At 63.9% G+C, this 22,242-nt stretch carries 23 protein-coding genes and 2 pseudogenes; 6 read left to right on the forward strand and 19 right to left on the reverse strand.

Annotated elements, in window-relative coordinates; genetic code table 11:
• Nucleotides 1-52: 52 nt before the first annotated feature.
• The 8 genes from JV551A3_RS04470 to JV551A3_RS04505 form a co-directional block, all read right to left on the reverse strand.
• On the reverse strand, nucleotides 53-829 hold the full coding sequence (locus JV551A3_RS04470; protein WP_133970157.1) for a response regulator transcription factor: 777 nt from the start codon (nucleotides 827-829) through the stop codon (nucleotides 53-55).
• A 118-nt stretch (nucleotides 830-947) separates the two neighbouring features.
• The gene (locus tag JV551A3_RS04475; protein WP_133970158.1) at nucleotides 948-1,418 is read right to left on the reverse strand and encodes a prepilin peptidase; all 471 of its coding nucleotides are present in this window, start codon (nucleotides 1,416-1,418) and stop codon (nucleotides 948-950) included.
• 280 nt (nucleotides 1,419-1,698) lie between these two features.
• Nucleotides 1,699-2,268 carry a DUF4136 domain-containing protein gene (locus JV551A3_RS04480; RefSeq protein WP_133970159.1) on the reverse strand — a complete coding sequence of 190 codons (570 nt, stop codon included), beginning with the start codon at nucleotides 2,266-2,268 and terminating at the stop codon, nucleotides 1,699-1,701.
• Between the two features lie 19 nt (nucleotides 2,269-2,287).
• Entirely contained in the window at nucleotides 2,288-2,923 is a 636-nt protein-coding gene (locus tag JV551A3_RS04485) for a DUF4136 domain-containing protein (protein ID WP_133970160.1), read from the reverse strand.
• Between the two features lie 21 nt (nucleotides 2,924-2,944).
• A complete protein-coding gene (locus JV551A3_RS04490; RefSeq protein WP_133970161.1) occupies nucleotides 2,945-3,694 on the reverse strand; it encodes a methyltransferase domain-containing protein in 750 nt (249 codons plus the stop codon).
• Entirely contained in the window at nucleotides 3,691-3,996 is a 306-nt protein-coding gene (locus tag JV551A3_RS04495; protein WP_013970728.1) for a MazG-like family protein, read from the reverse strand. The genes JV551A3_RS04490 and JV551A3_RS04495 overlap by 4 nt, the downstream gene beginning before the upstream one ends.
• Before the next feature lie 190 nt (nucleotides 3,997-4,186).
• Entirely contained in the window at nucleotides 4,187-5,038 is an 852-nt protein-coding gene (locus JV551A3_RS04500) for a MaoC family dehydratase (RefSeq protein ID WP_133970162.1), read from the reverse strand.
• A gap of 2 nt (nucleotides 5,039-5,040) precedes the next feature.
• Nucleotides 5,041-6,393: a 3-oxoacyl-ACP reductase gene (locus JV551A3_RS04505; RefSeq protein WP_133970163.1), complete on the reverse strand. Its 1,353-nt coding sequence runs from the start codon at nucleotides 6,391-6,393 to the stop codon at nucleotides 5,041-5,043.
• Nucleotides 6,394-6,510: 117 nt separating this feature from the next.
• Here JV551A3_RS04505 and JV551A3_RS04510 point away from each other — a divergent pair, with 117 nt between their 5' ends.
• Together JV551A3_RS04510 and JV551A3_RS04515 are read left to right on the forward strand one after the other, a co-directional pair.
• On the forward strand, nucleotides 6,511-7,788 hold the full coding sequence (locus tag JV551A3_RS04510) for an acetyl-CoA C-acetyltransferase (RefSeq protein ID WP_133970164.1): 1,278 nt from the start codon (nucleotides 6,511-6,513) through the stop codon (nucleotides 7,786-7,788).
• Between the two features lie 195 nt (nucleotides 7,789-7,983).
• Nucleotides 7,984-8,763, forward strand: coding sequence for an AraC family transcriptional regulator (locus tag JV551A3_RS04515; protein WP_133970165.1), 780 nt, complete (start codon nucleotides 7,984-7,986; stop codon nucleotides 8,761-8,763).
• Nucleotides 8,764-8,887: 124 nt separating this feature from the next.
• Here the strand turns inward: JV551A3_RS04515 and JV551A3_RS31315 are convergent, their stop codons facing one another.
• From JV551A3_RS31315 to JV551A3_RS04535, 5 genes and pseudogenes are all read right to left on the reverse strand, one after another.
• Complete coding sequence (locus tag JV551A3_RS31315; RefSeq protein WP_372239043.1) at nucleotides 8,888-9,655, reverse strand: methyl-accepting chemotaxis protein; 768 nt, start codon at nucleotides 9,653-9,655, stop codon at nucleotides 8,888-8,890.
• 90 nt (nucleotides 9,656-9,745) lie between these two features.
• Nucleotides 9,746-10,831 (reverse strand): annotated as a pseudogene (locus JV551A3_RS31320) (cache domain-containing sensor histidine kinase); the annotation flags it as partial.
• Between the two features lie 168 nt (nucleotides 10,832-10,999).
• Nucleotides 11,000-11,410, reverse strand: a complete 411-nt coding sequence (gene cueR, locus JV551A3_RS04525) for a Cu(I)-responsive transcriptional regulator (protein ID WP_063911119.1) — start codon at nucleotides 11,408-11,410, stop codon at nucleotides 11,000-11,002.
• Nucleotides 11,407-13,806: a heavy metal translocating P-type ATPase gene (locus JV551A3_RS04530; RefSeq protein ID WP_133970166.1), complete on the reverse strand. Its 2,400-nt coding sequence runs from the start codon at nucleotides 13,804-13,806 to the stop codon at nucleotides 11,407-11,409. The genes cueR and JV551A3_RS04530 overlap by 4 nt, the downstream gene beginning before the upstream one ends.
• 52 nt (nucleotides 13,807-13,858) lie before the next feature.
• Nucleotides 13,859-14,245 carry a hypothetical protein gene (locus JV551A3_RS04535; RefSeq protein WP_061303955.1) on the reverse strand — a complete coding sequence of 129 codons (387 nt, stop codon included), beginning with the start codon at nucleotides 14,243-14,245 and terminating at the stop codon, nucleotides 13,859-13,861.
• A gap of 145 nt (nucleotides 14,246-14,390) precedes the next feature.
• Between JV551A3_RS04535 and JV551A3_RS04540 the strand changes: the two genes are divergently transcribed.
• Both JV551A3_RS04540 and JV551A3_RS04550 read left to right on the forward strand, forming a co-directional pair.
• Nucleotides 14,391-14,588 carry a heavy-metal-associated domain-containing protein gene (locus JV551A3_RS04540; protein ID WP_046616858.1) on the forward strand — a complete coding sequence of 66 codons (198 nt, stop codon included), beginning with the start codon at nucleotides 14,391-14,393 and terminating at the stop codon, nucleotides 14,586-14,588.
• Between the two features lie 228 nt (nucleotides 14,589-14,816).
• Nucleotides 14,817-15,998 carry a multidrug effflux MFS transporter gene (locus JV551A3_RS04550; RefSeq protein ID WP_112254158.1) on the forward strand — a complete coding sequence of 394 codons (1,182 nt, stop codon included), beginning with the start codon at nucleotides 14,817-14,819 and terminating at the stop codon, nucleotides 15,996-15,998.
• Here JV551A3_RS04550 and JV551A3_RS30915 read toward each other — a convergent pair.
• On the reverse strand, nucleotides 15,949-16,146 hold the full coding sequence (locus JV551A3_RS30915; protein ID WP_133970167.1) for a hypothetical protein: 198 nt from the start codon (nucleotides 16,144-16,146) through the stop codon (nucleotides 15,949-15,951). The genes JV551A3_RS04550 and JV551A3_RS30915 overlap by 50 nt on opposite strands.
• Nucleotides 16,147-16,631: 485 nt before the next feature.
• Between JV551A3_RS30915 and JV551A3_RS04560 the strand changes: the two genes are divergently transcribed.
• A complete protein-coding gene (locus tag JV551A3_RS04560) occupies nucleotides 16,632-17,345 on the forward strand; it encodes an ArsR/SmtB family transcription factor (protein WP_112254160.1) in 714 nt (237 codons plus the stop codon).
• Between the two features lie 19 nt (nucleotides 17,346-17,364).
• Here the strand turns inward: JV551A3_RS04560 and JV551A3_RS04565 are convergent, their stop codons facing one another.
• From JV551A3_RS04565 to JV551A3_RS04585, 5 genes are all read right to left on the reverse strand, one after another.
• The gene (locus JV551A3_RS04565) at nucleotides 17,365-18,312 is read right to left on the reverse strand and encodes an adenosine deaminase (protein ID WP_133970168.1); all 948 of its coding nucleotides are present in this window, start codon (nucleotides 18,310-18,312) and stop codon (nucleotides 17,365-17,367) included.
• Between the two features lie 86 nt (nucleotides 18,313-18,398).
• On the reverse strand, nucleotides 18,399-19,085 hold the full coding sequence (locus JV551A3_RS04570) for an SDR family oxidoreductase (protein ID WP_133970169.1): 687 nt from the start codon (nucleotides 19,083-19,085) through the stop codon (nucleotides 18,399-18,401).
• A 472-nt stretch (nucleotides 19,086-19,557) separates the two neighbouring features.
• Entirely contained in the window at nucleotides 19,558-20,142 is a 585-nt protein-coding gene (locus JV551A3_RS04575) for an IMPACT family protein (protein ID WP_133970170.1), read from the reverse strand.
• A gap of 9 nt (nucleotides 20,143-20,151) precedes the next feature.
• Entirely contained in the window at nucleotides 20,152-20,814 is a 663-nt protein-coding gene (locus JV551A3_RS04580; RefSeq protein ID WP_112254164.1) for a TetR/AcrR family transcriptional regulator, read from the reverse strand.
• A gap of 90 nt (nucleotides 20,815-20,904) precedes the next feature.
• Nucleotides 20,905-21,822, reverse strand: coding sequence for a LysR family transcriptional regulator (locus JV551A3_RS04585; protein WP_025337589.1), 918 nt, complete (start codon nucleotides 21,820-21,822; stop codon nucleotides 20,905-20,907).
• Between the two features lie 118 nt (nucleotides 21,823-21,940).
• Between JV551A3_RS04585 and JV551A3_RS04590 the strand changes: the two are divergent.
• A pseudogene (locus JV551A3_RS04590) lies at nucleotides 21,941-22,242 on the forward strand (aspartate aminotransferase family protein); the annotation flags it as partial.

Consider the following 22,242-nt stretch of genomic DNA (forward strand, 5'->3'; position numbering starts at 1 on the left):
CCTTTCGCAGCGCAAGGCTGCTCCTACAAAAAACGGTGTGCCTACCGGTCACTCAATGAGTAGTAAACCGCTGATGCACCGGCGACGAACTGGGTGTCAGTGCCAGTGCCAGCTGGGTGCGGTTGTGCATGTGGGTCAGGCGCAGCACCTGCGACACATACAGCTTCACGGTGTTCTCGGTGATGCCCAGCTCACAGGCGATCTGGTAGTTGGTCTTGCCCTTGCCCACTAGGCGGGCCACTTCCAGCTGGCGTGGTGACAGCTTCTCGAACGCCGCTGGCAGCTCGCTTTCACTTTCTTCCACATCTGTTGCACGCCGATGGGTTCCCTGGCCGCGGGCTTTTTCCAAATCCTGGTAGAGCTCGTCAATCGATTCGGCCAGATTCTGCAGGCGCTGGTTCAATCCGCCGAGGTCGCGGAAGTTGCGCTGGCGTTCCAGCAACGCCTCTTCCTGCCGACGTACGCCTTCGAGCAGTTCATCAAGGTCCACTGGCTTCTGGTAGTAGTCGGCAAAGCCTTCACGTAGCGCGCGGATCACATCCTGCTTCTCGGCACGCCCGGTCAACATGATGGCTTCGAAAATGCGCTGGTTACCGTTGGTCTGCTTCAAGGTGCGCATCAGTTCGATGCCATCCCGTTCCGGCATGTGCAGGTCGCAGATGACCAGACCAATGTCCGGGTTTGCCATGTAGCGCTCGATGGCTTCGTCAGCAGAATGGGCCGGTACACAGCCATAGCCCTTGGTTTCGAGGAATTCACAAAGTTCTTCGACAATGATCGGTTGGTCGTCTACCACCAAAACCTTCAGTTCACTCACTTGTCTGGACACGATCCACTCCCTGTTCGTATGCGGCCCTGCTCCCGGGCCAGACGCTCTGGCAGTTTAAAAATAGTCGCAACAAGCGAATATGTACAAGATTTGTACAAGGTTACGAACATAGGCCAGCTCACTGGACCCATACCGCTGTCAAAAGAAAGCCGGCCAGCACATAGGGGACGAACGCCTGCTTGTCGCCCATTTCCTCGGTCAGCGCTTGCAAACGTTTTTTCACCTTGGGGTTGAGCAATGTCCACAGTCGCCGACGGGTGAGCAGCCACAGCAACACGCTGACACCGGCGCCGATGAAAGTGCCAAGCACGTATTGCGGGCTGGTTGCCAGGGCCAGCGCGCCCATCAGCTTGACGTCATCGGCGCCGAAACGGCCTAGCATGTAGCCGGGCAGGGTCAGCAGCATGACGATGGCCAGCGCCCAGCCGGCATCGCTGGCATTCGCGCCGATCCAGCTGTGACCGGTGGCGAAAAGCCAGGCCAGTGCGCAGGTAGCCACGCCAAGGGTGAGCATGTTGGATATCTGGCGTTGACGCACATCCTGTTCGCAGCACAAGGCAAGCCACAGCAGTAGAACAATGCTTTGCATTGGCAGGTCGCCTTTCCCAAATGTTGAACGCATCTACCCGGTCAGTCAGGTTTCCTTAAGTGAAGATAGACAAGAACCTGCGGGCGAGTGGAGCGGGAGAGGGAAAAAGGCGTGGTCGGGAAGGGTTTTGTCGCTGTTGAAACAGGCCTTGCAGGCGACCCTTGTGGGAGCGGGTTTACCCGCGAACACCGGCAAAGCCGGTGCCATGCACCGCGTCGTTCTCTTCGCGGGTAAACCCGCTCCCACAGGGGCTGTGGCGCATGCATAAACGCGCTCGGAGTTACTTTTTGCTACCCGGCGGATAGTTGCCCAGCACTTTGGCCACGGTGTTCTGGATCGCGCTGTTGCGTTCCTCAGGGCTTGGCGGGTAGTTGTTCATGATCTGCTCGGCACTGCCGCGCCACACCAGCTTGCCGTCACGACCATCGAACAAGTCGATCTGGATGGTGGCGACCTTATAGTCGACGCTTCGCGTTTCGTTGTACATCGGGCCACCCCAGTAGCCGCCCCAGTAGCCTCCCCAGCCACCGCCGTAGTTGGTGGTGATTTGTTGCTGGCGCTGCTCGACGATCAGGTAAGCGCGCACTGTCAGGTCCGGCCGCGCGCCACCTTGTACCGGGCGCAGGCCGCGCTGGTCGAGTTGGCTTGCGACTGCCTGGCGAATGCGCTGCTCGGTCAGGTCGCTCTTGATTCGTGGGTCGTCCGGGCGGTACTGCAAGCCCGGCTCCTGCCATGCCCAGCTGCGATAGGCGGCAAAGTCACGGCTGGCATCGAAATCCTGCTGGACGTTATTGCTGGAGCAGGCGGCGAGCAATAACGCGAATGACAGTAGAACAAGACGGCGCAACATGATGGTTCTCCGTTGGATATCAACTGGGAGGATAGCCGTTGAGCGCCTTGTGCACAGAATCACGCAGGGCGCTTTCGCGTTCACGCGGCGAGTCCTTGTCGCTGCCGCTTTCGGCGCTGGCACTCCATACCGGCTGGCCGCTGCGGGCGTCGTACAGATCGATACGCACCACCATCACCTGCACCTCGTAGGTGCGCACGATGGGCACGCTAGCATAGCCACCATAGCCGTTGCGGTAGCCGCCATAGCCGACGCCACCGTAGGGGTACGGGCCGTAGTAAGGGTCGTAGGCATCGTAGTCGCGTACCTGGCGCAAGCGTTTTTCCAGGCGTATGTCGGCGCTGACCAGCAAGTCGCCGGTGCCGCCCCGGGCGGGACGCAGGCCATGCTGGTCCAGCGCGCCGCTGACGGCATCGGCTAGTTGCGCCGGGTCGGTATCGACCGAACCACTGGGCAACTGGCCGTTACGCCAGCTCCAGCTGCGGTAGTGCCCGTAATCACGGGCCGGTGTCGGGTAGGCACTGGCATCGAAGGTGCTGGCCGCCTGGGCCGGTGCCGGTGGTAACGGGCGGCTGCTGGCCACATAGGGGTTGCTGCCCTGGCAGCCAGCCAGGGCAAGCGGCAGCACGGCCAGGCACAACAGACGGTACGGCATGTATTCCTCCCGGCGGGCAGGTCAACGGGGGCGGCAGACCCAGTGCAGGTAGCGGCCGAGCCCGGCGAAGCTGGGGTGTCGACGGTAGGCCAGTTCCATTTCCAGTAGGTCGAGCAGCTCGGCCTTGCCCTGGAATTCCTTGGGCATGTAGTCGTGGAACACCCGCACGCCGCTTTCGCTTTCAACCTGCCACATAGGTTCAAGTTGCGCCCTGAGTTCGCGCGGATCAAGTGGTTTTTGCGGGGTCAGGCTCTGCTTTTCTCCTTCCAGACGGTTGCTGCGCAACTTGCGGAAGTGGCCCTTGAGCAGGTTGCGATAGACCAGCGCGTCGCGGTTGTAGAAGGCCAGCGACAGCCACCCGGAAGGGGCGGTGAGCTGGTGCAGCACCGGCAGGATGCTTTCGGGGTCGGCCAACCATTCGAGCACGGCGTGGCACAGCACCAAGTCGTAGGGTTCGGTCAGCTGGCCGAGCAGGTCTTGCCAGGGGGCCTGGATGAAGGTGGCCGGTTGGCCAGCCTCGGCAAAGCGCGCCCGTGCGCCGTCGAGCATCGGCGCGGCAGGTTCGGCCAGGGTCAGCTGGTGGCCGCGCTGGGCCAGCCACAGGGCCATGTGACCCAAGCCGGCACCTATGTCGAGGATGCGCAGCGGGCGGTCGGGCAGGGCTTCGGCCAGGTCGGCCTGCAGCACGGCCAGGCGGATGGCGCCCTTGGCGCCGCCGTAGATCTTCTCGGCAAAGCGGGTGGCCAGCTCATCGAAGTGACGGTCGTTCATCGGGCGAAGCGCCTCTCGCTGTCGGCCAGCTTGGCCCGCACCACCTGGTCCATGTCCAGGCCTAGCTCGCTGCACAGCAGCAACAGGTACAGCACCACATCGCCGATTTCCTGGCCGGCATGGGCCAGCTTGTCGGCGGGTAGCTGGCGCGATTGGTCTTCGCTCAGCCACTGGAAGATTTCCACCAGTTCGGCCATTTCGACGCTGGCGGCCATGGCCAGGTTCTTCGGGCTGTGGAAGCCGCGCCAGTCGTTGTTGTCGCGGATCTGGTGCAGGCGTTGGGTGAGTTCTTGCAGGTTCATCGGGGGTCTCCTAATGCTGCATAGCTTCTGCGCAGGCCCGATGCAAAGCAAGCGTATACCGGCAATACAGGCAAGGTCCCTGTAGGAGCGGCCTTGTGTCGCGATGGGGCGCGAAGCGGCCCCAGATTATCAGCTTCGCCGCTGGCATCGCCGGGGCCGCTTTGCGGCCCATCGCGACACAAGGCCGCTCCTACAGAGGTGCCCAGCGCCCGACCATATGCAGCACCCCTCCATGCCCATCCAGCCGCAGCTCACCTGCAACCCCGGCATCACTGGCCCCGAGCACCAGCTCGGACGGCAACCGCACCGGTTTGCGGAAATCCACCTCGAAGGCATAGCCACTGTGCGGCAGGTGCCCGCGCAGCGCCGCAAGGGCCATGGCCTTGCTCCACATGCCATGGGCGATGGCCGTGGGAAAGCCGAACAACCGTGCACTGGCTGCGCTGAGATGGATCGGGTTGTAGTCCCCGCAAACCTTGGCATAACGCCGGCCGATATCGCTGTCGGCGTACCAGCGGGTCACCTCTGGCAGCACTTGTGGTTCGTCCTCGGCAGGCTCACCTGCCGCGCTTTCCAGCTTCAGCCCGCGCACCAGCATGCGGCTGGTCTCGCGCCAGAGCAGGCCGATGCCGTCTTCGGCTTCGGTGACCAGGTCGAAGGTGCCGCCCTTGGCATGCGCTTGCAGGTTGCCTGCATGCACCGCAAAGCGCAGCCCTTCGATACCGCCCAGTGGGCGCACCACTTCGATGCGGTTGTGCAGGTGCACCAGGCCAAGCAGCGGGAAGGGGAAGTTGGGCGCGGTCATCAACTGCAACTGCAGCGTGAACGCCATGACATGTGGATATGTACCCGGCAGGCGGCCATCGTCGGTGAAGTGGCACAGCCGTCGATAGGCGGCCAGGTTGCCCGGCTGGACGCGGATGAAACAGCGCAGGCCATCGTCCGGCAGTTGGTCGCCGCTTATGCTGCGCTTGCTGGCCGCGCGCAGGTACAGACTGGCGCGCGAAGCCGGGCTGTGCAGGTCGTGCCAGTGTCGGCTCATGCTCAAGCCCCCATCAAGGCCTGGCCGCATACCCGCAGCACCTGGCCGTTGACTGCACCGGAGCCCGGCTGGCTGAGCCAAGCGATGGCTTCGGCTACATCCTGCGGGCGGCCGCCCTGGCCCAGCGAACTCAAGCGTCGCCCGGCCTCGCGCAGGCCCATGGGCATGGCGGCGGTCATGTGGGTTTCGATGAAACCGGGTGCCACGGCATTGATGCTGCCGCCGCGCTCGGCGAGCCGGGGCGCCCACGCCTGGGCCAGGCCGATCAGCCCGGCCTTGCTCGCGGCATAGTTGGCTTGCCCGCGGTTGCCGGCGATGCCACTGACCGAGGCCAGCAGGGTGATTCGCGCGTTTTCACCCAGGGCACCGTTGTCGTACAGCGCCTGTGTCAGCACCTGCGGTACCTTGAGGTTGACCGCCAGCACCGCGTCCCAGTATTCCGGGGTCATGTTGGCCAGGGTCTTGTCGCGGGTGATGCCGGCGTTGTGCACCACGATGTCGATGCCGTCGGGCAGGGCCGCAAGCAGTTGTGTTGCGGCGTCGCTGGCGCAAATATCCAGAGGCAGCGCCTTGCCGCCCAAACGTGCGGCCAGGGCGTCGAGGTCCTGGCTGGCTTGCGGCACATCCAGCAGCAGCACGTCGGCACCATCGCGCGCCAGGGTTTCGGCAATGGCCGCACCGATGCCGCGCGCGGCGCCGGTCACCAGGGCGCGTCGGCCAGCCAGCGGCCGGGTCCAGTCCTCGACCTGGCTGGCGCAGGCATGCAGGCGCAGCACCTGGCCGGAGATAAAGGCACTTTTGGGCGAGAGGAAGAAGCGCAGGGCGCCTTCCAGCTGGTCCTCCGCGCCGGGGCCGACATACAGCAACTGCGCGGTCGCACCATTGCGCAGTTCCTTGGCCAGCGAGCGGCTGAAGCCTTCCAGGGCCCGTTGGGCAATGCTGGCCAACGGGTTGTCGAGGCTTTCTGGCGCGCGGCCCAGCAGCAGCACATGGGCGCACGGCGCCAGGCTGCGCAGCAGTGGCTGGAAAAATTCGCGCAACTGCTTCAACGCGTCGCTGTCGGACAGGTGACTGGCATCGAATACCACGGCCTTGATCTTCGGCCCCAGGCCAGCCACCCACGGCTCGGCCTGCAGGTGGTCGGTATTGAAGCTGTAAAGCGTGTCGGTCAGGCGCGGGGCAATGGCTTCGACCTGGCTCGCCAGTGGCCCGCCACCCAGTACCAGGGCACCTTCGACCGGGCGCAGGCGGCCGGCCTGCCAGCGCTCCAGCGGCGCCGGGCGTGGCAGGCCAAGGGCATCCACAAGACGGCGGCCGAGGTTGGAGTTGGCAAAGCCGAGGTAGCGATCGCTCATGAGTGGTCTCCCGGAAGGCAAGCTTGAAAGTGTGGACCAACTTTGTGGCAAGGTCGTTCGAATGCGGTAAAAACACCTAGGCTGTACGGATCAAATTGTTTCAGGAGGAACAAGCGCATGCGTTTACTTCGCCGGGTCGCGATCCTGGGCGGCAACCGAATTCCCTTTGCCCGCTCCAATGGCGCCTACGCCACGGCCAGCAACCAGGCGATGCTTACCGTCGCCCTTGAGGGGCTGATCGAAGGGTACCGCTTGCATGGGTTGCGCATGGGGGAAGTGGTGGCTGGTACGGTGCTCAAGCACTCGCGAGACATGAACCTGACCCGGGAATGCGTGCTGGGCTCGCGCCTGTCGCCGCAGACGCCGGCCTACGACATCCAGCAAGCCTGCGGCACCGGGCTGGAGGCGGCGTTGCTGGTGGCCAACAAGATTGCCCTGGGGCAGATCGATTGCGGCATTGCTGGTGGCGTGGACACCACCTCCGATGCGCCGATCGCGGTCAATGAAGGCCTGCGCCATATCTTGCTGCAAGCCAACCGTGGCAAAAGCCTGGGCGAGCGGCTAAAGCCATTCCTCAAGCTGCGCCCTCACCACCTGAAACCCGAATTGCCGCGCAACGGCGAACCGCGCACTGGGTTGTCGATGGGTGAGCATTGCGAACGCATGGCCCAGGCGTGGCGCATTGGCCGTGCCGAACAGGACGAGCTGGCGTTGCTCAGCCACCAGGCGCTGGCTGCCGCGTACGCCGAAGGTTGGCAGGATGACCTGCTGACGCCGTTTCTGTCGTTGACCCGTGATAACAACCTGCGCCCCGACCTGACCCTGGAGCAACTGGCCAGGCTCAAGCCAGCCTTCGATCGCAGCGGGCAGGGCACACTGACGGCGGGCAATTCCACACCGCTGACCGATGGTGCTTCGCTGGTATTGCTGGGCAGCGAGGAATGGGCCGAGCAGCAGGGGCTGTCGGTGCTGGCCTATCTGGTCGATGGCGAAACCGCTGCGGTGGATTTCGTTACAGGTCGCGAAGGCTTGCTGATGGCGCCGGTGTATGCGGTGCCGCGGCTGCTGGCGCGCAACGGCCTGACGCTGCAGGACTTTGACTATTACGAGATTCACGAAGCCTTTGCCGCCCAGGTGCTGTGCACGCTCAAGGCCTGGGAAGATGCCGATTATTGCCGTGAGCGGTTGGGGCTGGATGCGCCGCTCGGGGCAATTGACCGCAGCAAGCTCAACGTCAAGGGCAGTTCGCTGGCGGCCGGGCACCCGTTTGCCGCGACCGGGGGCCGGATATTGGCCAACCTGGCCAAGTTGCTGGCGAAGGCGGGGAAGGGACGGGGGCTGATTTCGATCTGCGCAGCGGGTGGGCAAGGGGTGACTGTCATCGTCGAGCGGTGAAGCCAAGCTTTGTGGGAGCGGCCTTGTGTCGCGAAAGGGGCGCGAAGCGGCCCCGGGGTTTCAGCGTCACAGCAAAAATTGTTGGGGCCGCTTTGCGGCCCTTTCGCGACACAAGGCCGCTCCCACAGAGACCGCGCCTGACTTGATCACGAATCAGCTGTTAGGCTTGTCTGGCCAGAACTACAAGAAACCGCCATGCCGATCATCGGACACCCTCGCGCCATTCCGGCGTTGGACCACCTGCCCAGGCCGCTGTATGCCCGTGCCGAAAGCCTCGGCGCCGGTTCGTGGACCACCCGCCACCAGCACGACTGGGTGCAGTTCTCCTACACCATCAGCGGCGTCCTCGGGGTGTATACCCGCGAAGGCAGCTACTTCGCCCCACCCCAGTGGGGCGTGTGGATACCAGCCGATGCCGAACACGAGGTAGTCACCTCGATGCAGGCCGAAATGCGCAGCCTTTACGTGCGCCGGGATGCCTGCCCGTGGGCACCTGAGCAATGCCGGGTACTGGAAGTGACCCCGCTTGCGCGCGAACTGATCAAGCAGTTCTGCCTGTTCCCGGCGGACTACCCGGAGGGTGACAGCGCCGAAGCGCGGCTGGTGGCGGTGCTGCTCGACCAGTTGCGCATGCTCCCCGAGGTCGGCTTTTCGCTGCCACTGCCGCGGCACCCGGGGTTGTTGGCGCTGTGCAATGGGTTGATTGCGGCACCGGATCAGCCGCAGACCCTGCAGCAATGGGCGCGGGAGCTGGGCTGTTCGGAGAAGACGCTGATGCGGCTGTTCCAGCGGGAGACGGGGCTTAGCTTTCGCAACTGGCGGCAGCGTATGCGGCTGTTGTCATCGCTGGCGTTGCTGGAGGCAGGGGAGAGTGTGACCGAGGCGGCGTTGGGGTGTGGGTATGACTCCACCTCGGCTTACATTGCGGCGTTCAAGCAATTGTTCGGTGCGACGCCGGGGGAATTGAGGCTTTAGTGATTGGTCGCCTGTGCCGGCCTCTTCGCGGGCGCGCCCGCTCCCACAGGATCACCGCAGCTTTGCAAGCTGTGCAGTACCTGTGGGAGCGGGCGTGCCCGCGAAGAGGCCGGCGCAGGCAACATCAGGTACGGAACCTGCGCACCAGCGCATCCAGCTCATTGGACAACCCGGCCAGGCTCTCCGAATCCACCCGCGCCGCCTGCGCCAGTTCGGCCACCAGTTGCGCATCGCCGTGAATCTGGCTGATGTGGCGGTTGATGTCCTCCGCCACCTGGTGCTGCTCTTCGGCCGCCGTGGCAATCTGAGTGTTCATGTCGCGGATCACATCCACCGACTCGCGAATCTGCCCGAAGCTGTCACGGGCCAGGCCGATGCGGCTCACCGACTGCTGCGAAACCTCCAGGCTGGCGTGCATCTGTGCGGCCACTTCGGCAGTGCGGCTGGCCAGGTTGCCCAGCAGGCCGTCGATCTCGGCCGTGGAGTCGGCAGTACGCTTGGCCAGCGCCCGCACTTCGTCAGCAACCACGGCAAAACCACGGCCCTGCTCGCCGGCACGGGCGGCTTCGATGGCGGCGTTGAGCGCCAGCAGGTTGGTCTGCTCGGCAATTGAGCGGATGGTGCCGAGGATCGACTGTATGGCGTTGCTGTCACGCTCCAGCTGCTGGATCGACTGCGCCGACTGCTCGATCTCCTGGCTCAGGCGATCAACGCTATGTACCGCCGCATCGATCTGCTGCTGGCCTTCGCGCGCCTGTTGCTGGCCGCTGTCGGCCGACTGCGCCGCCTGGCTGCATGAGCGTGCCACTTCGTTGGCGGTGGCGACCATTTCGTGGAAAGCAGTAGAGACCATGTCCACCGCTTCGCGCTGGCGGCCTGCGGCTTCGGCCATGTCGCTGGAGACCCGGGTCGAGCTGCTGGAGGTGCTGAGGATCTTGTTGGCGGCAGCACCAATATGCTGGATCAGGCTGCGAATGGCACCGAGGAATTGGTTGAACCAGCTGGCCAGTTGCGCGGTTTCGTCGCGGCCACGGATTTCCAGGTTGCGGGTCAGGTCGCCCTCGCCCTGGGCGATGTCTTCAAGGCCGCTGGTAACGCTGTTGATCGGGCGCACGATCAGCTTGGCAAAGGTGGCACCGACCACGGCGAACAGCGCTGCCAGTACCAGGGCCACCACGCCGATCAACCAGGTCAGGCGAGTGGTGGTCTGCATCACTTCGCTCTGCTCGATCAGGCCGATCAGGGTCCAGCCCAGCTGTTCGTCCGGGTAGATGTTGGCCATGTAGCGCACGCCATTGAGCTCCACTTCAGCCAGCCCCTTGCCGTGCTTGGCCAGCTCGGCGTACCCGTCGCCAAAGCTCGCCAGTTGCTTGAAGTTGTGCTTGGCGTCACGGGGGTCGACCAGTACGTTGCCGTTGTTTTCCACCAGTAGCACGTAGCCGCTTTCACCCAGCTTGATCTGCTGGACGATCTCGGTGAGGCCTTTGAGCGAGACGTCGACGTTGACCACGCCACCAGGGTTGCCCAGCTGGTTGGCGACGGTGCGCACGGTACTGACCAGCACTGCGTCGTCGGCAGCCCAGTAGTAGGCGCCGGTACGCAAGGTCTTGCCAGGGTTGGCCATTGCCAATTGGTACCAGGGGCGGGTGCGCGGGTCGTAATTGACGAACTTCTGCCCGGCCGGCCAGCCGACGTAACCACCGTCACTCACCCCGTAGGAGAGGTACGCATAGCTGGGGTGGGTAGTGGCCAGGCGGGTCATGAACTCCAGCACTTTGCTGGCCTGTTCGCCCAGCTCATAGGACGGGGTTGCGCTCATGTACTTGTTCAGTTCGCTGCCCGTGGCGGCGACCAGGGGCTGCGCGGCCATGTACTCGACGTTCTGGTTGATGCCCTGGAAGAAGATGTTCATCGCGTTGCTGACCTGGCGGATTTCCCGGCTGCTGCCATCGAGGAATCCGTCGCGGGCTTCGCCACGCAGGTTGAGGACCACCAACGTGGCCACAAGGACGATGGGCAAGCCGGCGATGACCGCGAATGCCCAGGTCAGTTTCTGTTTGATGCTCATCGACGCTCCCGGATTTTTTGTTTTCGATACACGAGGCAGGTATCAATTGCATCGGCAGCATCCGGGTTTAATGTAGGAAAACGCCCGTATTTATTGGAGAAAGTCGCAGTTGATGACTATTTGGTCGTGTTTGGACGTATATGGCATACCAAAGGGTTGCGGGCTGGCTCAGTGACAGCAGCCACCCGCAGCGCCATTGGCCAGGTCCTTGAGGATCGGGCAGTCCGGGCGCTCGTCTCCCTGGCAGTGCGATACCAGTTCGCCAAGGGTATCGCGCAGGCTCACCAGCTCTTCGATGCGGCGGTTAAGTTCATCGATGTGTTGCATGGCCAGCGCTTTCACATCGGCGCTGGCGCGCTGGCGGTCCTGCCACAAGGTCAGCAGCTTGCCTACCTCCTCTAGGGAAAAGCCCAGGTCGCGGGAGCGCTTGATGAAGGCCAGGCTGTGCAAGTCCTCCGCCTGGTACAGGCGGTAGCCGCTGTCGCTGCGCGTGGCGGGCTTGAGCAGGCCGATGGACTCGTAGTAACGGATCATCTTGGTGCTGAGCCCGCTGCGACGGGCGGCCTGGCCGATGTTCATGGGGCCTCCTGGTTGTTGCTGGTGGGTTTCCACGCCTTGAGCCACAGCGCGTTGCTCACCACGCTGACGCTGGACAGGGCCATGGCGGCGCCTGCCAGTACCGGGTTGAGATAACCCAGCGCGGCCAGCGGGATGCCGATCAGGTTATAGATGAACGCCCAGAACAGGTTCTGGCGGATCTTCGCATAGGTCTTGCGGCTGATCTCCAGGGCGGCCGGTACCAGGCGGGGGTCGCCGCGCATCAGGGTGATGCCGGCGGCCTGCATGGCCACATCGGTACCGCCACCCATGGCAATGCCGATATCGGCGGCGGCCAGAGCCGGCGCATCGTTGATGCCATCGCCAACCATGGCGACCACACCATCCTGCTTGAGCGCGGCCACGGTCGCGGCCTTGTCGGCCGGCAGCACTTCGGCATGCACATCGTCGATGCCGAGGGCATCGGCCACCACTTTGGCGCTGCCGCGGTTGTCACCGGTCAGCAGGTGGCTGCTGATGTGTTGCGCGTGCAGGGTATCGATTGCCTGCGCGGCGCCGGGCTTGAGGCTGTCACCAAAGGCGAACAGGCCCAGCACCCGCGGCTGCGCGCCGCGTTCTATCAGCCATGACAGGGTGCGCCCCTCGGCTTCCCAGGCCTGGGCCTTGGCGGCCAGGTCACCGGGTGGCAATGCGCTTTCGTCGAGCAGGCGGTGGTTGCCCAGCGCCAGTTCACGGCCCTCCACGCGCCCGGCGATGCCACGCCCGGTCAGCGACTGGCTGTCGGCGACGGTGGGTACCTCCAGACCCTGTTCGGCACAGGCATCCAGCACCGCCTTGGCCAGCGGGTGTTCACTGCCGCGCTGCAGGGCGCCGGCCAGGCGGTGCAGGTCGGCGCTGCTGCCCACCTGCGCCTCGCTGTGGACCACCCGTGGGCTGCCGGAGGTGAGGGTGCCGGTCTTGTCGAACACCACTCGGTTGACCGCATGGGCACGCTCCAGAGCTTCGGCGTCCTTGATCAGGATGCCGTGGCGGGCGGCGACCCCGGTGCCGGCCATGATTGCTGCGGGCGTGGCCAGGCCGAGTGCACACGGGCAGGCGATTACCAGCACGGCGACGGCATTGATCAGCGCGGTTTCCAGCGGTGCGCCGGCCAGCCACCAGCCGACCAGGGTGAGCAGCGCCAGTACCAGCACGGCCGGGACGAATACCTGGCTGACCCGGTCGACCAGCTTCTGGATCGGTGCCTTGGCCGCCTGGGCGTCTTCCACCAGGCGGATGATGCGTGCCAGCACGGTTTCGGTACCCAGTGCCTGGGTACGTACCAGCAGCCGGCCTTCGCCGTTGATGGCCCCACCGGTGACGCTGTCCCCTGGCTGCTTGGGCACTGGCAGGCTCTCGCCGCTTATCAGGGCTTCATCGGCATGGCTGCTGCCGTCTTCCACTACGCCGTCGACCGGGAAGCGCTCGCCGGGTTTGACCAGCACCAGGTCGCCGAGGCGCAGTTGGGCAATGGCCACGTCTTCCTCTCGGCCATCGACCAGGCGCAAGGCCCGTTCCGGGCGCAGGGCCTCGAGGGCACGGATGGCGCTGGCAGTCTGGCGCTTGGCCCGGCTTTCCAGGTACTTGCCCAGCAGTACCAGGGCAATCACCACGGCCGAGGCTTCGAAGTACAGGTGCGGGGCCATGCCGGCGGGGGCTTGCGCCCACTGGTAAAGGCTCAGGCCGTAGCCGGCGCTGGTGCCCAGGGCCACCAGCAGGTCCATGTTGCCGGTACCGGCGCGCACGGCCTTCCAGGCGGCCACGTAGAACCGTGCGCCGAGAATGAACTGCACCGGTGTGGCCAGCAGAAACTGTACCCACGCTGGCAACATCCAGTGCATGCCAAACGGCTGCACCACCATTGGCACCACCAGCGGCAGGGCGAGCAGCAAAGCTGCGCCGACCGCCAGCCGTTCGTTACGCAGGCGGCGCTGGGCAGTGTTTTGGTCGTCCCTGGCGGTTTGCGGCAGGCTGGCGCTGTAACCGGCCTTTTGCACGGCGTCGATCAGCAGATTGTCGTCGAGGGCCGCGAGCACTTCGAGGTGCGCGCGTTCGCTGGCCAGGTTGACGCTGACCTGTTCAACCCCCGGCAGCTTGCCGAGGGCGCGCTCCACGCGGCCGACGCAACTGGCGCAGGTCATGCCGCCAATCTGCAGTTCGACGGTGCGAGTGGGCACGCCGTAGCCGGCTTCGCGTACGGCGTCGACCAGTGCGGGCAGGCTGTTGGCCGGGGCCTGGACCCGGGCCTGTTCGGTGGCGAGGTTGACGCTGACCTGTTCAGCGCCGGTGACCTTGCGCAGGGCGCGTTCGACCCGGCCAGCACAGCTGGCGCAGGTCATGCCGGAGATCGGCAGGTCGTATGTGGTGGATGCGGGCATGGCTCTCCTCCTTGGACAGGCCTCCAGCATCAACCTTGCCACGCAGGTAAGGTCAATAGCCCAGGCCGGCTCGCTTCAACTCCAGTCCATATTGCCCCATGGCGATCCGGTATTTGTTGATCTGGCCCGCCTGCAGGTTCAGTCGCGTGCTGCGTTGGTCCTCCACACCGGGGGCGCAGCCGGGCATTTGCCCAGGCAGCAGGCGCAGGCGCACGTCCACCGGGCCGGGCGGCAGGTTGAACGAGGTCGACTGCTCCTGAAACACGCGCCCGGAGAGCTGATCGTTGAGGTAGATGCCGATTTCGCAACTGGTGGCCACCTCCAGGCGCTCCCGGGAAATGATCAGCACGCTGTAGTCCGAGTTGCCCTCGGCACTGGCCGGTGGCACTGCAGCCAGCGTGCTCAATAGCCCGACGACGCCCAATGCTGCCCTGAACATGAAGAATCTCCTGCTTGCCTGATCATCAAAGGCGCAGCTTGGCCGACGCGAGCGCGGATTTCCACCCCGGCTGTAGTCGGCAGGTCTTGACCTTGCCCCGATGGCAAGCTTGAAACTCTTGGAAAACCTGAAGGAGGTAACCCCCATGCAAGTGTTCAATGTACAAGGCATGACCTGCGGCCATTGCGTGAAGGCCGTGACCCGGGCGGTGCAGGAGCAGGATGCTGCGGCCAAGGTGGAGGTCGACCTGGCGGCCAGGCAGGTGCGGGTGCAGAGCGAGTTGGCGCAGGAGCAGATCCTCACGGCCATTCGCGATGAGGGTTATCAGGCCGAAGTCGCCTGAACACTTACCTGTGGGAGCGGGCGCGCCCGCGAACACCGGCGCCGCCGGTGCCATCCACCGCGGCGCCTGCTTCGCGGGCACGCCCGCTCCCACAGGGACCGCGCCAGCCCCTGGGTTGAGAGCAAGGCAGTTGCCCTTGCTGGGGCCAGTTTGTTGCAAATGTTTTCGTACTGAAGGGGTCTACAGCAGGTAGAATCGAGCACTTGCTTAGCCTGCTATGGATTCCTGATGAACCTGCGAATGGTGCTCATCCTGGGCGCACTCAGTGCGTTCGGGCCCTTGGCGATCGACTTCTACCTGCCCGCCTTCCCGGCCATGGCGCAGGCGTTCGCCACCGACGAAAAACATGTCCAGGCCACCTTGGCCGCCTACTTCCTTGGCCTGTCCATCGGGCAACTGGCCTACGGGCCGGTGGCTGACCGCTTTGGCCGACGCAAGCCGCTGATGTTCGGGGTGACCCTGTTCACCCTGGCATCCCTGGCCTGTGCCTATGCCCCCAACCTCGACACCCTGGTGCTGGCGCGTTTCGTCCAGGCGTTGGGCGGTTGCGCCGGGATGGTGCTGTCGCGGGCCATCGTCAGTGACAAGTGCGACCCGGTGGCCTCGGCCAAGGTGTTCTCGCAACTGATGCTGGTCATGGGCCTGGCGCCAATTCTGGCACCGATGCTGGGCGGTGTGCTGGTGAACGTGGCCGGCTGGCAATCGATCTTCCTCGCCCTGAGCCTGTTCAGCGCCGGCTGCTTGTTGGCGGTCAGCCTGGGCCTGCCGGAAAGCCTGCCCGAGCACATACCGCGGCAACCGCTGTCTGGCGCCTTGCGCCAGTACTTGCGCCTGTTCGCTGACCGGGTGTTCATCGGCCATGCCCTGACCGGTGGTATAGCCATCGCCGGCATGTTTGCCTACATCGCCGGTTCACCTTTCGTGTTCATCAAGCTCTACGGCGTGCCGGCCGAGCATTACGGCTGGTTGTTCGGCACCAATGCCGCCGGCTTTATCCTTGTGGCGCAGGTCAATGCACGCTTGCTGGCCAAACGCGGGCCGGCGTTCCTGCTGGCGCGTGCAGTGTGGCTGTACCTGGCTGCGGGCCTGGTGTTGCTGGGCGTGGCGGCAATGCATCCAACACAGCTATGGCCACTGCTGGTACCGCTTTTCGTCTGCATCTCCAGCCTCGGCTGCATCATCCCCAACGCCTCTGCCTGTGCCATGAGCGGCCAAGGCGCACGGGCCGGTAGTGCCTCGGCGTTGATGGGCTGCCTGCAGTTCAGCGTCGCCGCCGGCGCAGCGGCACTGGTCGGGCTGCTACATGATGGCAGTGCGGTGCCGATGGCGCTGGTGATCAGCCTGTGCGGGGCGCTGGTGGTCAGTGTCGCGCTGCTGACCCGACGCTTGTCGGCCAAGGCTCCCGCATAAGCGGGTGAGGTGCCTGCAGGCGGTTTTCCAGCGTGGCGACAAAGGCACGCGCCTCGGCCTCGCTGCGGAAACTGACCACGTGTTGGTCGAGTTGAACCTGCCAGGGGCAGGCTGGGTTTCGGCTCGACGCACTGACGACAATTTTCATCGCGGCATACCTCCAAAGGGGTAGAGCGGATGTAGTGTAGCGCTACACCTTCTGCCTGCCATGACTTGCATCGGTGTCCTGACTGACGGTTGGAGGAAACGTTTTCAACATGTTTTTTCCTGCTTGGGGTGCAATGCCCGCAAGCACGTGGAACCTTCGCTTTAGCTTGCGCTACTTGTGGAAGTTGGTTGTCGGCCGCGTCCGAAGTTGCATCCGGTGTTTTTTCCGCCTGTCGTTTCCTTGCTCCTGCCATGTGTGCCGGGCCGCTTGCCCGCGCGGTCCGGGCAGATTGCACGCACTACTTCACTGCTTGCCATGGGTAGGCATACCCAGTGGTTTATGCCGTTGGTGCCACTGCGCGGCGCTGCCTGACTGGCGTTTTTTGCGGCTTATACTGGCGAACCAGGCCAGTGCCAGCGAGAGGCGCTTCCCTGCCAGGGGTGGCCATCGCATCCACAAGTGAACTTGCAGGGAGTTACAGGGACATGAACGCAGCCAGCAGTATCAGCCAGATTGCCAGCCTGATGGCCGACCCCAAGCGCAGTGCCATGTTGTGGGCATTGATCGATGGCACGCCGCGGCTGGCCAACGAACTCGCGGTAATGACAGGCCTGACCTCGTCATCGGCCTGCGCTCATCTTTCGTTGTTGTCGTCGGCCGGCTTGCTCCGGCATGAAGCACGGGGCCGCAAGCGCTACTTCCGGCTGGCCACCCCGCAAGTCGGGGCAGCGGTGGAGGCGTTGGCCAGTGTCCAGCTGGAGAGCGCCAGGGGGGAACGGGCCAAGGCGCCGGTATCATCGCTGCCCATGTCGATACGCAGGGCGCGTCGCTGCGGTGATCACCTGGGCGGGGAACTGGCCGGCGAGCTGTATCACCGTCTGGTGGTGGCCGGCTGGCTGGAGGGTAGTGGTCGACAGCTGATGGTAAGCGAGGAGGGGCGGACGCAGTTGGCTTTGGTCGGGGTCTACATCGACGCCTTGGCGCCGCATCAGCAACGTGGCTGTGTGATCTGCCGCTGCACCGAGTGGAACGACCAGGGGCCGCACCTGGGCGGCGTGCTGGGGCAGGCCTTGTTCCGGCTGTTCCTGCAATCTGGCTGGATGCGCGAGGCCGAGGATTCGCGGGCATTGCATATTTCTGCGCTGGGTATCCAGCAGATCAATCGCATTGCCCGCGTGGCGACGTTACAGGTCGGTTGAGCGCACGTCGCCGTTCCAGTTACACCAACCGGGCGTCCAGGCTGTTCTGCGCCAATCGGCGAGCCTGATCTTCGGTCATGCCAAGGTGGGTGTGCAGGGCCATGAAGTTCTCGGTGACGTAGCCACCGAAGTAGGCCGGGTCATCCGAGTTGACGGTTACCTTCACGCCGCGCTCGAGCATGTCGAGGATGTTGTGCTGGCTCATGTGGTCGAACACGCAGAGCTTGGTGTTCGACAGTGGGCACACCGTGAGCGGGATCTGCTCCTCGATAATGCGCTGCATCAGCCGCTCGTCCTCGATGGCGCGCACGCCGTGGTCGATGCGTTTGATCTTCAGCAGGTCCAAGGCCTCCCAGATGTATTCGGGTGGGCCTTCCTCGCCAGCATGCGCGACGGCGACGAAGCCTTCGCTGCGGGCGCGATCGAACACACGCTGGAACTTGCTCGGTGGGTGGCCCATTTCCGAGCTGTCCAGGCCAACAGCGATGAACGCGTCGCGGAACGGCAGCGCCTGGTCGAGGGTTTTCTGCGCCTGCTCTTCACTGAGGTGGCGCAGGAAGCTGAGGATCAGGCCACTGCTGATGCCGAGCTGCTCACGGCCGTCCTTCAGCGCCTGGTTGATGCCGTTGAGCACCACTTCGAAGGGGATGCCGCGGTCGGTGTGGGTCTGAGGGTCGAAGAACGGTTCGCTGTGGATGACGTTCTGCGCCTTGCAGCGTTGCAGGTAGGCCCAGGTCAGGTCGTAGAAGTCCTGCTCGGTGCGCAGCACATCGGCGCCCTGGTAATACAGGTCGAGGAACTCCTGCAGGTTGTTGAAAGCATAGGCACCGCGCAAGGTCTCCACATCGGCCCAGGGCAAGGCGATCTTGTTGCGCTCGGCCAGGGCGAACAGCAGCTCGGGCTCCAGCGAGCCTTCCAGGTGCAGGTGCAGTTCGGCCTTGGGCAGGGCGTTCAACCAGTCATACATAGTGGGTCATCTCGATCAGGTACGGTTGCCGCCATTCTACAGAGCCTGGCCGGGCATTGCGCCCGGCCAGGCTGCGACCTGGTGAATCACCAGACCAAGGGTTCGCCCTTGTAGTTGATGAAGCGCAGGCCAGCGTTGCCGCTTTGTGCCTTGATCTGTTCGAGCATGCCGCGGGTGCTGGTCAGTACGTCGATCTCGGCGTTTTCGCCACCCATGTCGGTTTTCACCCAGCCCGGATGCATGGCCAGCACGCACAGGTCGGGCCGTTGTTGTTCCACGACAAAGCTGTTGATCATCGAGTTCAGGGCCGCCTTGCTGGCCTTGTACAGGCAGATTTCGCCGCCGTCGGGGATAGTCACGCTGCCCAGGATCGAGCTCATGAAGGCCAGCACGCCGCTGCCTTCGCGTACCTGGCCGACCAGGCGGCGGGCCACGCGGATTGGCGCCACGGCGTTGGTCATGAACAGGTCGCCGATGTCCTTGTTCTGCACCGTCTCCAGATCTTGTGGCAGGGGGCCCATGACACCCGCGTTGACGAACACCAGATCGAACAGCTGGCCTTGCAGGCGTTGCTTCAGGCCATCGAGCTGAGCCGTGTCGTTCATTTCCAGCTGTTCGATGCGCACGCCTGGCACATCCGCCAGAGCGCCGGGCTGCTGCGGGTTGCGCACGGTGGCGGTAATGTTCCAGCCGTCTTCGTGCAGGCGTTGCACCAAGCCCAGGCCCAGCCCGCGCGAGGCGCCGATGATAAGTGCGGTTTTTGCGTTAGCCATGTGGATGCGCTCCGTGATCGGTTGGCAAAGAAAGGTATTGAGGATAATGCACCGGGGCCGCTTTGCGGCCCATCGCGACACAAGGCCGCTCTTACAGGAGTATGCGATCCCCTGTAGGAGCGGCCTTGTGTCGCGAAAGGGCTGCAAAGCAGCCCGGCAATCTCAAGCCTTGCCCGCTGGCTGGTTAAAAAACGATCAGTCGCCCCGTAGCCTTGCGTGGCCGGGCGCTTCGCCTGTTGGCGCACGGGTTATCCACAGGCTGTTCCACAGTTATTGTGTGCAAGCTGAGGCGCCGCAGGCTGGCGCTTGCGGCCTTGCGCTGGGGATAACTCCTGAGCATTCAGCACATTGCGGCTGTCATCAAACAGTGATCAAAATATGATCAAAGCTCTGGGCGCCTTGAAAACATTAGCCTGCAAGCGAATGCCCCAAGCTTATCCACAGGCCGGCCCACAGTTGCTGTGGGCAATGTTCAGCGTGCTTCGAGCAGAATGCGCCCGCGGCTCAAGTCGGCCAACTGCTGCTGCAGTGGCGCAAGGTGGGTGTCGCCGAGTGCAATCAGCAGGTCCACGCCATTGGCGGTGAATTGTTCATTCAGGACCAGGCCGTCAACCTCCGCCAGACGCAGCTTCAGCAGTGCCAGTTCGCTGAAACTGCAACTGCAGGTGTATTCACTGCGCTGCACCAGCAGCCGCTTGGGAGCCTGTTGCAGGCACTTGTTGGCGCCGCCGCCATAGGCCCTGGCCAGGCCACCGGTGCCCAGCTGGATGCCGCCGTACCAGCGGATCACTAGCACCACCACCTGGTCGCAGTCCTGCGCTTCGATGGCCGCGAGGATCGGCCGCCCCGCAGTACCGCCAGGTTCGCCGTCATCGCTGCTGCGGTATTGGGCGCCAAGCTTCCAGGCCCAGCAATTGTGGGTGGCGGCCAGGTCGCTGTGGCGTTCGATGAAACTCATCGCATCGGCGGCACTGCTGATCGGCCCGGCCAGGGTGATGAAGCGGCTTTTGCGGATTTCCTCGCGGTATTCGCAGAGGTCGAGCAGGGTAGAAGGCATAAATGACGATCAGGCAACCGGCTTGATGCCGCAGCCCTTCAGAATGATGTGGATAAGATTGTTGCTCGCGTCTTCCATGTCCTGCTTGGTCAGGCGGCTGCGGCCGGTTACCTGGCAGATCTGGGTGGCGAAGTCGGCGTAATGCTGGGTGCTGCCCCAAAGCAGGAAGATCAGGTGCACGGGGTCGACCGGGTCCATCTTGCCGGCTTCGATCCAGGCCTGGAACACTGCGGCCCGGCCACGGAACCATTCGCGGTAGTCGGCACTGAAGTACTCACTGAGGCAGGTGCCGCCGCTGATCACCTCCATGGCGAAGATCCGTGAAGCTTGCGGGTTGCGCCGCGAGAACTCCATCTTGGTGCGGATGTACTGGCTCAGGGCTTCGCCAGGGTCGTCGTCGACGCTCAAAGCGTTGAAGGTGCTGTCCCACAATTCGATGATGTTGCTGAGCACGGCAATGTACAGGCCCAGCTTGTTGGTGAAGTAGTAATGCAGGTTGGCCTTGGGCAACCCCGCCTTGAGGGCGATAGTGTTCATGCTGGTGCCCTTGAAACCATGGCGGGCAAACTCGTCTTCGGCGGCCTGGATAATGGCCTGTTCGTTCTTCTGGCGGATGCGGCCCGCGGGCTTGCCCGAGGCGGAGAGGCGATGCGCAGGGACTTCTAGGGTCATGGACGATTCCGTACGGGTCAGTGGCTGCGGCTGTCGGACAAGATTACCTGCCTGTGCCGAAGTGACAAGCGTTTGCGGCACAGACTGGCATCAGCGTGTCGCAGCCAGGCTTTCGAGGAAGCTTTCCAGCACCAGGTTCGGCCGCCGGCCCTTGCGCGTGACCCAGCTGAGGCTCAGGTCATAGAAGCGTTGCCGGGGCTTGAGAGCACGCAAGCGACCTTGCTGCACCCAGAACGTGGCGTAGTGGTCTGGCAGGTAGCCGATGTAGCGCCCGGTAAGGATGAGAAACGCCATGCCTTCGCGGTCCGAAGCGCTGGCCGTGCAGTTCAGCGCCTGGTAATGCGCCTGGATTTCAGCCGGCAGGCGGAAGGTGGGGGTGATGGCTTCCTGGCTGTTCAGGCGGTCGTCGTCGATCTGCTGGTCGTCGGCATAGAACAGCGGGTGGCCGACCGCGCAGTACAGCAGCGAGCGCTCGCTGTACAACGGTTGGTATTCGAGGCCCGAAAGCGGGCTGGTCTGCGGCACCACGCCGACATGCAGGCTGCCATCGAGCACGCCGTGCTCGACCTGACTGGGTGCGATCATGCGGATCTGGATACGCACATCGGGTCCGCGGTCTTTGAGTTCGGCCAGCGCATGGGTAATGCGCATGTGCGGCAAGGTCACCAGGTTGTCGGTCAAGCCAATGTTCAGCTCGCCACGCAAATGCTGGTGCAGGCCATTGACCTCTGTGCGGAAGCTTTCCAGGGCGCTGAGCAGTTGCAGTGCCGAATGATAGACCTCGCGACCTTCCTCGGTCAGCGAGAACCCGGCGCGGCCGCGTTGGCACAGGCGCAGGCCGAGACGTTGCTCGAGGTCGTTCATCTGCTGGCTGATGGCCGAACGGCCAATGCCCAGCACGTTTTCCGCGGCCGAGAAGCCGCCGCACTCGACGACACTGCGGTAGATCTTCAGCAGGCGGATGTCGAAATCGCTGACTTGGGCGAGTGGATCGGGGCGTCGGCTCATTAGTTTAGTCAGGGCCTGTCTGAAGATTAGAAATGTTGGCTTTTTCAGACTTTATCGCCGTGCCAATTTAGCTGCAACAACATCCATCGTTGCCTAATCGTCTTCCGAGGAACCGCCGATGAACATGCCCGAAACCGCTACCGCCGGTATCGCCAGCCAGCTCAAGCTGGATGCCCACTGGATGCCCTACACCGCCAACCGCAACTTCCAGCGCGACCCACGCCTGATCGTGGCGGCCGAAGGCAGCTACCTGTTCGACGACCAGGGGCGCAAGATCTTCGATGCCCTGTCCGGCTTGTGGACCTGTGGCGCCGCGGATACCCACAAGGAAATCACCGAGGCCGTGGCGCGCCAGATCGGCACTCTGGACTACTCCCCGGCCTTCCAGTTCGGCCACCCGCTGTCGTTCCAGCTGGCCGA

It is taken from the genome of Pseudomonas inefficax (genome assembly GCF_900277125.1).
Lineage (GTDB): Bacteria > Pseudomonadota > Gammaproteobacteria > Pseudomonadales > Pseudomonadaceae > Aquipseudomonas > Aquipseudomonas inefficax.